The 7,697-nt window shown below is 72.4% G+C and carries 8 protein-coding genes; 5 read left to right on the top strand and 3 right to left on the bottom strand.

Translation table 11 applies throughout. From position 1 onward, the window contains the following. Positions 1–38: 38 nt before the first annotated feature. Complete coding sequence (locus FNX44_RS20720) at positions 39–1,823, top strand: HtaA domain-containing protein (RefSeq protein ID WP_143650072.1); 1,785 nt, start codon at positions 39–41, stop codon at positions 1,821–1,823. Positions 1,824–1,972: 149 nt separating this feature from the next. Here FNX44_RS20720 and FNX44_RS20715 read toward each other — a convergent pair whose 3' ends face one another. Together FNX44_RS20715 and map are read right to left on the bottom strand one after the other, a co-directional pair. Continuing rightward, positions 1,973–2,638, bottom strand: coding sequence for a biliverdin-producing heme oxygenase (locus tag FNX44_RS20715; protein WP_143650070.1), 666 nt, complete (start codon positions 2,636–2,638; stop codon positions 1,973–1,975). Between the two features lie 283 nt (positions 2,639–2,921). Beyond that, positions 2,922–3,776, bottom strand: coding sequence for a type I methionyl aminopeptidase (map, locus tag FNX44_RS20710; RefSeq protein WP_143650069.1), 855 nt, complete (start codon positions 3,774–3,776; stop codon positions 2,922–2,924). 76 nt (positions 3,777–3,852) lie between these two features. On the opposite strand from map, the gene FNX44_RS20705 reads away from it, so the two are divergent. The 3 genes from FNX44_RS20705 (at position 3,853) to FNX44_RS20695 (ending at position 5,218) form a co-directional block, all read left to right on the top strand. After that, positions 3,853–4,086, top strand: a complete 234-nt coding sequence (locus FNX44_RS20705) for a hypothetical protein (RefSeq protein ID WP_153507543.1) — start codon at positions 3,853–3,855, stop codon at positions 4,084–4,086. Positions 4,087–4,228: 142 nt separating this feature from the next. Continuing rightward, a complete protein-coding gene (gene npdG, locus FNX44_RS20700) occupies positions 4,229–4,939 on the top strand; it encodes an NADPH-dependent F420 reductase (protein WP_143650067.1) in 711 nt (236 codons plus the stop codon). Positions 4,940–5,011: 72 nt separating this feature from the next. Next, positions 5,012–5,218: a hypothetical protein gene (locus tag FNX44_RS20695; RefSeq protein WP_143650066.1), complete on the top strand. Its 207-nt coding sequence runs from the start codon at positions 5,012–5,014 to the stop codon at positions 5,216–5,218. Positions 5,219–5,324: 106 nt separating this feature from the next. Here the strand turns inward: FNX44_RS20695 and panB are convergent, their stop codons facing one another. Next, entirely contained in the window at positions 5,325–6,263 is a 939-nt protein-coding gene (gene panB, locus FNX44_RS20690) for a 3-methyl-2-oxobutanoate hydroxymethyltransferase (RefSeq protein ID WP_143650064.1), read from the bottom strand. Positions 6,264–6,648: 385 nt separating this feature from the next. Here panB and FNX44_RS20685 point away from each other — a divergent pair, with 385 nt between their 5' ends. After that, positions 6,649–7,665: an endonuclease/exonuclease/phosphatase family protein gene (locus FNX44_RS20685; RefSeq protein ID WP_143650062.1), complete on the top strand. Its 1,017-nt coding sequence runs from the start codon at positions 6,649–6,651 to the stop codon at positions 7,663–7,665. Positions 7,666–7,697: the final 32 nt, after the last annotated feature.

The raw sequence follows: 7,697 nt of genomic DNA, 5'->3' as shown, positions 1-7,697 counted from the left end.
CCCCACCACCCCCGCCGACTCCGAGGAGTAGCACCCCGATGAACGCCATCCCGCGCGGCCTCGCGCTGGTCGCCGCCACCGCGACCGCCCTCACCGCGACCGCCTTCGCGCTTCCGGCGCTCGCCGCCGAGAGCGCGCCGCCAAGAACCATCGAGCTCACCGACGGCACGCTGGAGTGGGGCTTCAAGGAGTCCTTCCGCAAGTACGTCACCGGCATGGCGAAGGGCGAGATCACCGTCTCCGGAGGCGCCTCCCAGGCCGCCGGCAACGGCCCCTTCACCTTCACCGGCGGCACCGGCAGCTACGACATGACCAGCCACAACGTGAACACCACGTTCGCCGGCGCGGTCCGCTTCACCTCCGCCTCGCACGGCTTCGACATCCGGCTTGCCGACGTCAGGCTCTCCACCGAGGGCCGCACCGGCGGCGCGATCACCGCCGACGTCACCGCCGACGGCAAGACCGCCCAGGACGTGGCGATCGCCCGCCTCGACCTCTCCGAGGTGCGCCCCGGGCGCGGCGAGGGCGGCGCCATGACGTTCGACGGCATACCGGCCACGCTGACGGCCGCCGGCGCCGAGGCGTTCAACGGCATGTACAAGGCGGGCGACGCCCTCGACCCCGCCACGCTCAGCGTCCGCACCGCCTCGGGCGGCGGTTCGTCCTCCGGCGGTTCGGAGGGCTCCTCCGGCTCCGAGGGCACGTCCGGCTCCGAGGGCACCTCCGGTTCGGCGGGCACGTCCTCGGGTTCCGAAGGAGGCTCCGAGGGCACGTCGGGCAGCTCCGGCTCGTCGGGCTCCGAGGGGACCTCGGGCTCCAACGGCTCCTCGGGCTCGTCCGGCTCCGAGGGCTCCTCCGAAGGCTCCGGCACCAGCGGTTCCGGCGGCACCAGCGGCTCCTCGGGTTCGTCCGGCACGTCCGGTGGCTCGGGCTCCTCCGGTTCGTCCGGCTCCGCGGGTTCGTCCGGCTCCTCCGGCGGTTCCGGCGAGACGCAGAGCGGCGGTACGGGCGAGAAGCCGCCCGCCGTCTCCGGCCGCATCGTCGACGGCACGCTCGACTGGGGGGTGAAGAAGTCCTTCCGCGACTACGTCACCGGCCCGATCGGCAAGGGCCGCATCGAGGTCAACGGCGGCGCTGTCAAGCAGCCGGAAGGCTTTGTCTTCGGTGACGCCGCGGGCGGGTTCGACGACAACAAGTCCAAGCTGAACGCCGAGTTCAAGGGCGGCGTGGCGTTCTACGCCCACGCCGAGGGCGACGGCTACGCGCTCGAACTCAAGCTGTCCGGCCTGAAGGTGGTCACCGACGGCGCCAAGGGCAGCCTCGTCGCCGACGTCTCCGCCAAGGACCGCGAGAGCGGCAAGGTCACCCGCTACAAGAATCTGTCCCTCGCGAGCCTCACCCTGCCGTCCGGCGCGCTGAAGGCGGAGAAGGACGTCGTCTCCTTCAAGGACGCTCCCGCCGCCCTCACCGCCGAGGGCGCCAAGGCGTTCGGCGGCTTCTACCAGCCCGGCGACGCGCTCGATCCGGTGACCGCCGCCGTCGCGTTGTCGGACGACGTGAAGCTGCCCGACAACGGCACCTCCGGCGGCAGCGGCACGCCGGGCGGAAGCGGCACCTCCGGCACCGGCGGTTCGCCCGCCACCGTCGGCGGCGGCTCGGCCGGCACCGTCGCCGGCGGCGGCACGGTGGGCGGCACCGGCGGCGCGCTGGCCACCACCGGTGCCGGCGTGCCCACTTCGGCCCTGGTCGGCGGCGCCGCCGTCCTGGCCGCGATCGGAGCGGCGGCGGTCTACGCCACCCGCCGCCGCCCCTCGGAGAGCTGACGGTCCAGCCTCTCCGACGCCCCGTGCCCGCCGGTCCCTCCACCGGCGGGCACGGTGTTTGCCGCTCGCCGGCGCCTCGTCGCCGGACGAAGCCGGGCCCCTGACGTGCCGTCGACACGTCAGGGGCCCGGCTTCGTCCGGGGTGCCCGTCAGGCGCTCAGCGGGAACTGCTCCCCCAGCTCGCGGAAGACGGCGGTGTTGAGGGCGAACGCCCGCTTGCACTCGTCGACGACGCGCTGGCGCTCGAGCTCGTCGCCCGGCAGCCCGTCCAGCAGGTGGCGGTACTCGCGCTTGAACGCGGCCGGGTTGCCGACCTCCTCGAACACGTAGAACCGGACGCCGGCGCCCTTGCGCTCGAAGCCCCAGTTCTTCTCCGCCGTGCCCCGGATGATCTGACCGCCGGACAGGTCGCCGAGGTAGCGGGTGTAGTGATGGGCGACGTAGCCGCCGGGCCAGTCGCGGGCGACCTCGGTGACGCGGGCCGCGTAGGCGGTGGTGGCCGGCAGCGGGCGCAGCCCGGCGGCCCAGTCGGCGCCGCCGTGCAGGTGGTCCAGGTCCTGCTCGAGCGCGGCGACCCGGAAGAGCTCGGGGCGTATGAACGGCCCGGCCACCGGGTCCTCGGCGAGGCGGTCCGCCGACTCCTCGAGCGCCCGGTAGACGAACCAGAGCTGCTCGGTGTAGCGGGTGTACGCCGCCACGCCGAGCCGGCCGCCCAGCAGGTCGCTCATGAACGAGGAGTTCTCTGCCTCGGTGTGCTGTTCGTGCGACGCGGTGCGGATCAGCGTGGAGAACGGTGTGGTCTCGGACGCGGACAAGGCGGGCCTCCGTGGGCCGGGACGGACGGGGACATGCCGCCCGAGGGACGGCGTGGCGCACGGTACGAGCACCGCCGCACCGCAGATCCTCCTACTTAGGTAAGCCTAAGTCAACCTGTTGCCGACGCTCTGTCGGCAACTTCGAGCCTATCCCCTCGGCGCTCGCGCGAAACTCGAAGAACCGATCCACGTCCCGAACGTGCCACAGCCCGGTGCCGCGGCGGGCTCGAGAGCCGCCGCGGCACCGGGCTGTGCGCGGGAAGGACGTGAGGGCGGAAGCCCGTCAGGGCAGGGTCAGGACCTCGGCACCCGAGTCCGTCACCACCAGGGTGTGCTCGAACTGCGCCGTGCGGCGGCGGTCCTTCGTGACGACCGTCCAGCCGTCCTCCCACATGTCCCACTCGTGGGTGCCCAGCGTCAGCATCGGCTCGATCGTGAAGGTCATGCCCGGCTGCATCACGGTGGTGGCCCGGGGGTCGTCGTAGTGCGGGATGATCAGGCCGGAGTGGAACGAGCTGTTGATGCCGTGCCCGGTGAAGTCGCGGACGACGCCGTAGCCGAAGCGCTTGGCGTAGGACTCGATGACCCGGCCGATCACGTTGATCTGCCGACCCGGCCGGACCGCCTTGATCGCCCGTCGCAGCGCCTCCTCGGTGCGCTCCACCAGCAGCCGCGACTCCTCGTCCACCTCGCCGCACAGGTAGGTGGCGTTGTTGTCGCCGTGCACACCGCCGATGTACGCGGTGACGTCGAGGTTCACGATGTCGCCGTCACGCAGGACCGTGGAGTCCGGGATGCCGTGGCAGATCACCTCGTTGACCGAGGTGCACAGCGACTTCGGGAAGCCCCGGTAGCCGAGCGTGGAGGGGTAGGCGCCGTGGTCGCAGAGGAAGGTGTGCGCCACCTCGTCCAGCTTGTCGGTGGTGACACCCGGTGCGATGTGCTTGGCCGCCTCCGCCAGCGCCTGCGCGGCGATGCGACCGGCCGTGCGCATCCGCTCGACGGTCTCGGCGTCCTGCACCTCGGGGCCGCTGTACGGCGTGGGCGCCGTCTTCCCGACGTACTCGGGGCGGGCGATCGTGGCGGGCACGCCCCGGGAGGGGGAGACCTTGCCGGGGACGAGGAGAGACTGGGACATGCGGGGAAGTCTAGAGCGTCCCCGGCGGGCTGCGGCGGCTGTGGTGACGGCACCCGTGGTGGGGCAGCATGACCGTATGTCTCTCTTCAAGCGCACGACGGTCGGCAAGCCGGGCGAGTGGTTCTACTGCCTGCGGCACCAGAAGGTCGAGGAGGGGCCGGAGTGCCCCGCCAAGGACCGGTTCGGCCCGTACGGCACGCGCGAGGAGGCGGAGAACGCGATGCGTACCGCCCACGAACGCAACAAGGAGTGGCGGAACGACCCGCGCTGGCACGACGACGACAAGCAGGCGGACGACAACGAGGACTGAGACGAGGACAAACGAGGACTGAAACGAGGACAAAACGAGGACCGAGACGAGGACCGAGACGAGGACCGAGACGAGGCCTGAGGTGACCGAGTAGTCACCGGACGGCGGCGCGCGGCCGCCGCGTGGTGGCAGGATCGGGATCATGACTGCTACCGATTCCCAGCCCCCCGCCAAGCCCGCACCCAAGGACCCCTGGACGCTCCCGGACGTCTCCGGCCTTGTCGTCGGCGTGCTCGGCGGGACCGGCGACCAAGGGCGCGGCCTCGCCTACCGGCTGGCCCGCGCCGGCCAGAAAGTGATCATCGGCTCCCGCACCGCCGAGCGTGCCCGCACCGCCGCCGAGGAACTGGGCGAGGGCGTGGAGGGCGCGGACAACGCCGAGTGCGCGCGGCGCAGCGACATCGTGATCGTCGCCGTACCGTGGGAGGGGCACGCCGACACGCTGCGGTCGCTGCGCGACGAACTGGTCGGCAAGCTTGTCGTCGACTGCGTCAACCCGCTCGGCTTCGACAAGAAGGGCGCCTACGCGCTGCGTCCCGAGGAGGGCAGCGCGGCCGAGCAGGCGGCGGCGCTCCTCCCGGACTCCCGGGTCACGGCCGCCTTCCACCACCTGTCGGCGGTGCTGCTGCGCGACCCGGAGATCGACGAGATCAGCACGGACGTGATGGTGCTCGGCGAGGTGCGGGCGGACTGCGAGATCGTGCAGGCGCTCGCCGCCCGCATCCCGGGGATGCGGGGCGTCTTCGCCGGTCGGCTGCGCAACGCGCACCAGGTCGAGTCCCTGGTGGCCAACCTCATCTCGGTGAACCGGCGCTACAAGGCGCACGCCGGCGTACGCCTCACCGACATCTGACCGCTCGGAGGCACGGCGGGGGCATGGGGGACAATGGGGGCGGACGACCGCACCCGAACTGGAGCCGCCCCCATGCCCCGCATCGCCGTCTACGCCCTGCTGACCTGCGTGCTGGCGCTGGCCGCCGCCGTGCTCTCGTTCGCCAACGGAAGCTGGCTGGGAATCGTGTGGGTGATGGTGCTCGGGGTCTCCTCGAACATCGCCTGGTTCTACTGGCGCAAGGCGCAGATGGACCGGCAGCGCGCGGCGGCCGTCGCGAACGGCGACGCCGGCGCGTGAGGCCACGCCGGCGCGTGAGGCCCGGTACACCCGAGCGCCCACGCGCCGACGCGCCGCCACAATGACGCGGACCGCCTGACGGGCCCCCGCGCGCCGCCCGCCGGGCTCAGTGGAAGGTGTGCTCCTCCTGGGGGAAGGCACCGTGCGCGACGTCCTCGGCGAACGCCTTCGCCGCGTCCCCGAGCGACTGACGCAGCTCCGCGTACTGCTTGACGAAGCGCGGCACCCGCCCGGCGGTCATGCCGGCCATGTCCGTCCACACCAGCACCTGGGCGTCGCAGCCGGCGCCCGCGCCGATGCCGATGGTCGGGATGTGCAGCGAGCGGGTCACCTCGGCCGCCAGCTCCGCCGGGACCAGCTCCAGCACCAGCGCGAAGGCGCCCGCGTCCTGCGCCGCCTTGGCGTCGCGCAGCAGCCGGTGCGCGTCCTCGTCGGCCCGGCCCTGCACCCGGTAGCCCATGGTGTGCACGGACTGCGGGGTCAGGCCCAGGTGGGACATGACCGGGATGCCGGCGGAGACCAGCAGCTCGGTCTGGGCCAGTGAGCGCTCGCCGCCCTCCAGCTTCACCGCACCCACCCCGGCCTCCTTGACCAGCCGGGTCGCGCTGCGCAGTGCCTGCGTGGGGCCCTCCTGGTACGAGCCGAACGGCAGGTCGCCGACGACCAGCGCGCGGCGCGTGCCGCGTACGACGGCCGCCGAGAGCATGGTCATCTGGTCGAGGGTGACGGGCACGGTCGTGTCGTAGCCCAGGTGGCAGTTTCCTGCCGAGTCTCCGACGAGCAGGACGGGAATACCGGCCTCGTCGAACACGCCGGCGGTCACCGCGTCGTACGCGGTGAGCATCGGCCACCGCTCGCCGCGTTCCTTGGCGAGCGCGAGGTCGCGGACCGTGATGCGGCGGTTCTGCTTCCCGCCGTAGAGCGCCTTACCGCTGTCGGCGGCCCTGTCGGTGGTCTTCTCGGCGGTGGTCTTGTCGGCTGTGGCCGTGTCGGCCGTGGTCTGGGCCGGTGCGCCGCCGGTGGCGGCGTTGTGGGCATGCGTCATCGCAGGCTCCTGTGTTGTGTCGTCTCGTGGCGCCCTCACGGCGTCCCCGGATCACCTCCCATGGTGGCACCGCGCGGGAGCGGGGGAAAGCCCGGCCCGCGCGGCCGCGATGTGACGTGGGTCCCAGTGCACGAGACGTCCCGGAAGCGCCCGCCGGGGCGCGCTGCGCCGTGCGGGCGGCACCCGGCGCGCGCGGTGGTTGCGCGGAGTGCGTACGGGGATGAATCGGAACGGATGGCTCCGGGGCTGGAACTGGTCGACGACCTTCGCACGTCTGGGACAGGGAGCGGTTCTTCGGGAGCCGCTCCGGCACGTTTCCCGGCATCACGGTGGTGGCGTATGGTTCCCGCCCGGGCCGGCAGCACACGGCAAGTGAGGGCAGCGCATGGCAGGGGTGGACACCACGGAGGCGAAATCGGTCGGCACCCGGCGGCCCGGCGGCTCTTCCAGGCGACCACGCCTGTCCGCACTGCGCGGCCGGAACGTCTGGCGTCGCGGACTGGTGCTCGCCGCACTGTCCCTGCTCCTCGGGTTGGGCATGGCGCTGCACTCCCGCATCCCCAACACCATCGGCAACCTCGGTTCGCTCCTGGAGACCTTCCTGCCGTGGTGCGGGGTGATCATCGTCCTGCTGTTCGTCCTCGCCGTACTGCGACGCTCGGCGAGCGCGCTGATCGCCCTGCTGCTGCCGGTGCTCGTGTGGGTGAACCTGTTCGGCGGGCTGGTCACGGACAAGACCGGCGGAGTCGGCGACCTCATGGTCGTCACCCACAACGTGGACGCCGACAACCCCGAACCCGCCGCCACGGCCGGCCAGCTCGCGGACTCCGGCGCCGACATCATCGCGCTGGAGGAACTGCCCGGCCGCTCGGTCTCCGTCTACCAGAAGGCCCTCGAAGCCCGGTACCCGTACCACGCGGTGGAGGGCACGGTCGGCGTGTGGAGCAGGTACCCGCTCAGCGACAGCCGCCCGGTGGACATCCAGATCGGCTGGACGCGCGCGCTCCGCACCACGGTCACCACCCCCCAGGGCGACATCGCCGTCTACGTGGCCCATCTCCCGTCGGTGCGCGTCCAGTTCAAGGCCGGCTTCACGGCCGGCCGCCGGGACGACGCCGCCGAGCAGCTCGGCCGGGCCATCTCGCAGGAGTCGCTGGGCCGGGTCGTCCTGCTGGGCGACCTGAACGGCACGATGAACGACCGGGCCCTGGCCCCGGTGACCTCCCAGATGCGCTCCACGCAGGGCGCGGCCGGCGCCGGCTTCGGCTTCAGCTGGCCGGCGGCGTTCCCGATGGCCCGCATCGACCAGATCATGGTCCGCGGCATCGAACCCAAGTCCTCCTGGACCCTCCCCCGGACCGGCAGCGACCACCTCCCCCTCGCGGCCTGGCTGGAGCTGTGAGGCCGGTCTCATCCCGGTCCGGTCGGTAGGCG

Source organism: Streptomyces alkaliterrae, assembly GCF_007097205.2.
In the GTDB taxonomy this organism is placed as follows: Bacteria; Actinomycetota; Actinomycetes; order Streptomycetales; family Streptomycetaceae; genus Streptomyces; species Streptomyces alkaliterrae.
The sequence above is the reverse complement of the archived record's forward strand: the minus strand, read 5'-3'. Positions and strand labels throughout refer to the sequence as shown.

What these genes read in the sequence shown, in the direction of transcription:
- FNX44_RS20685 (WP_143650062.1), top strand. Translation starts at nt 6,649, where the DNA reads ATGGCAGGGGTGGACACCACGGAGGCGAAATCGGTCGGCACCCGGCGG.
- FNX44_RS20720 (WP_143650072.1), top strand. Translation starts at nt 39, where the DNA reads ATGAACGCCATCCCGCGCGGCCTCGCGCTGGTCGCCGCCACCGCGACC.
- npdG (WP_143650067.1), top strand. Translation starts at nt 4,229, where the DNA reads ATGACTGCTACCGATTCCCAGCCCCCCGCCAAGCCCGCACCCAAGGAC.
- panB (WP_143650064.1), bottom strand. Translation starts at nt 6,263, where the DNA reads ATGACGCATGCCCACAACGCCGCCACCGGCGGCGCACCGGCCCAGACC.
- FNX44_RS20695 (WP_143650066.1), top strand. Translation starts at nt 5,012, where the DNA reads ATGCCCCGCATCGCCGTCTACGCCCTGCTGACCTGCGTGCTGGCGCTG.
- FNX44_RS20705 (WP_153507543.1), top strand. Translation starts at nt 3,853, where the DNA reads ATGTCTCTCTTCAAGCGCACGACGGTCGGCAAGCCGGGCGAGTGGTTC.
- map (WP_143650069.1), bottom strand. Translation starts at nt 3,776, where the DNA reads ATGTCCCAGTCTCTCCTCGTCCCCGGCAAGGTCTCCCCCTCCCGGGGC.